The organism is Piscicoccus intestinalis NBRC 104926, from assembly GCF_001515525.1.
In the GTDB taxonomy this organism is placed as follows: domain Bacteria; phylum Actinomycetota; class Actinomycetes; order Actinomycetales; family Dermatophilaceae; genus Kineosphaera; species Kineosphaera intestinalis.
In genome coordinates this window covers 1-2459 of record NZ_BCNQ01000257.1, presented here as the reverse complement: position 1 = coordinate 2459, position 2459 = coordinate 1, and the positions used below count along the sequence as shown (strand labels likewise).

Here is a 2459-nt window from a genome sequence, read left to right as displayed (position 1 = left end):
CGCCCCGCCGCCGCAGCACCCGGCGCGCTCCCGGCTGCCGCAGCTGCCGAGGCTGCGCGCCGCGCTGCGCAACCGGGTGCTCGTCGGCTTCTACCTGGCCGCCCCGCTGGTCACCGGCAGCTTCGTCGCCGTCTACAACTTCCTCGGCTTCCGGCTCGCCGCGGCACCGTTCGGCCTGCCGACCGCGCTCATCTCGCTGATCTTCCTCACCTACGCCGCCGGCACGTTCTCCTCGCGCTGGGCGGGCGCGTGGCTGCCGCGGATCGGACACACCCGGGTCGTGCTGGCCGGGCTCGCCGCGATGGCGATCGGGCTCGCGGCGACCCTGCCCGACTCCCTCGTGCCGCTCATCGCCGGGCTCATCGTGTTCACGGCGGGGTTCTTCGTCGTGCACGCCGCGTTCGTGTCGACGACCGGGGCCGTGGCCGCGCCCGACCATCGCGGCCAGGCCAGCGCGCTGTACACGATCGGCTTCTACGTCGGATCCGGCGTGCTCGGCTGGGCCCTCGGGCTGCTGTTCGAGCGCGGGACCTGGGCGCTCATGGCCGCCGCGATCACGGCGCTGCTGGCGGTCGTCGCCGTGCTCGTCAGCGCGACCGCGGCTCGGGCCCGCTCAGCCGCTCGGGGGTGAATCGCTCGACCCCGGCGCGCCCGGCGGGGGCGGCGACACGGTAGGACTGGTGGCATGACCGACCACATGCCCGACGACCTGTCGGCCGCCGGCCGCGACGTGCGCCCCTTCACCGACGAGCTGCGCGCCGATCACGCGGTCGTGCGCAACATCGCCGGCGAGTGGGTGCTGCTGCGCCACGCCGAGGTGGTGGCCGCCGCGAGCGACCACGAGACGTTCAGCAGCGCCGTCTCCCGGCACCTGCAGGTGCCCAACGGCCTCGACGGCGAATCGCACACCGCCTTCCGCGAGTTGCTCGACGGCTACTTCACCGACGCCGAACTCGCCCCGTACGTGCCGCTGTTCGAGCAGGTCGCGGCCGACATCGTCGCGGGCCTGCCGCGCGGGGAGGTCGTCGACGCGGTGGCCGACATCGGCGCGTTGTTCGCCGTGCGCGCCCAGTGCGGGTGGCTCGGCTGGCCCGCCGAGCTCGAAGACCGTCTCCTGGAGTGGATGGCCGAGAACCACGCCGCCACCCGCTCCGGAGACCGGGCGTGGACCGCCGACGTCGCCGAGGACTTCGACGAGATCATCCGCTCCGTCGTGCAGCCGCGACGGGAGGCGGGCGCCGACGCCCCCGACGACCTGACGACCCGCCTCATCGGGGCGCGCGTCGACGGCCGCGAGCTCACCGAGCCGGAGGTCGTCTCGATCCTGCGGAACTGGACCGGCGGCGACCTCGGCTCGATCGCCCTGTGCGTCGGCGTCGTCATGGCCCACCTCGCGGGCAGCCCCGACCACCTCGCGCTGCTCGCGCGGTCCGACGACGAGCAGATCGACGCCATCGTCGACGAGATCCTGCGCATCGACGACCCGTTCGTCTCCAACCGCCGGATCACGACGTGCCCCGCCCGCATCGGCGGCGCCGAGATTCCCGAGGGGGCGCGCATCAAGCTGCACTGGACGTCGGCCAACCGCGACGAGTCGGTGTTCGGCCCGCTCGACTCCTTCGACCCCCAGGGCCACCGCGAGGCCAACCTCGTCTACGGCATCGGCAAGCACGTGTGCCCCGGCCGCCCGCTGGCCACCGTGCAGCTGCGCGCCCTCGTGCACGCCCTGCTCGCCGGCACCGACGGCGTCGAGGCCGCGCCCGGCGAGGAGCCCGAGCGCGAGGTCTCCCCCGTCGGCGGCTACCGACGCGTGCCGATCATCGTGCGCTGAGCCGGAGCCGGAGCCGGGTCCGGGCCGAGGCTGCTCAGTCGATCCGGTCGGCGGCGACGACCCCGCGCAGCACCGCGTCCACAGCCCGGCGGGCGGTGCTGCGCAGCTCCGGCTCTGGCGCGGCGTCGGCGATCTGGTCGAGCAGGTCGACGAGCTGCTTACAGCGCCGCACGAAGTCACCGGCGGCGAGGTCGGTGTCGCGCAGCACGGTCTCCAGCCGCTGTCCGCCGGCCCAGCGGTACATCGGCCACGCCAGGCCGGCGTCGGGAAACGCCGTCGGGGTCACCGAGTACTCGGTCTCCAGGTCCTCCAGCTCGCTCCACAGCCGCACCATCTCGTCGTGGGCGGCGATGACGTCGCCGGTGGGCATGGCCGGCGCCCGCCCGCCCTCCTCGCGGCGCGGCTCGTACACCAGGCAGGAGACGGCGGCGGCCAGCCCGGCGGGGTCGAGCCGCCGCCACGCCCCGTGCCGCAGGCACTGCGCGGCGAGCAGGTCGCGCTCGCTGTAGAGCCGGGCCAGGCGGCGGCCGTCGGCCGTCACCGTCGTGCCGTCGTCGGCGAGGTAGCCGAGCCGGTCGAGCAGCCCGCAGATGCGTTCGAACGTGCGGGCCACCGAGTTGGTGCGGCC

The 2459-nt window shown here is 74.7% G+C and carries 2 protein-coding genes and 1 pseudogene; 2 read left to right on the top strand and 1 reads right to left on the bottom strand.

The annotated features are described in order from the left end of the window. Nucleotides 1–631 (top strand): MFS transporter (locus tag PINTE_RS23515; protein WP_505804187.1); only part of this gene is annotated, 631 nt, incomplete at its 5' end. Nucleotides 632–685: 54 nt separating this feature from the next. Beyond that, nucleotides 686–1831: a cytochrome P450 gene (locus tag PINTE_RS20930; protein WP_068434475.1), complete on the top strand. Its 1146-nt coding sequence runs from the start codon at nucleotides 686–688 to the stop codon at nucleotides 1829–1831. Nucleotides 1832–1865: 34 nt separating this feature from the next. On the opposite strand, the pseudogene PINTE_RS20925 reads toward PINTE_RS20930, so the two are convergent. Continuing rightward, a pseudogene (locus PINTE_RS20925) lies at nucleotides 1866–2459 on the bottom strand (DEAD/DEAH box helicase); the annotation flags it as partial.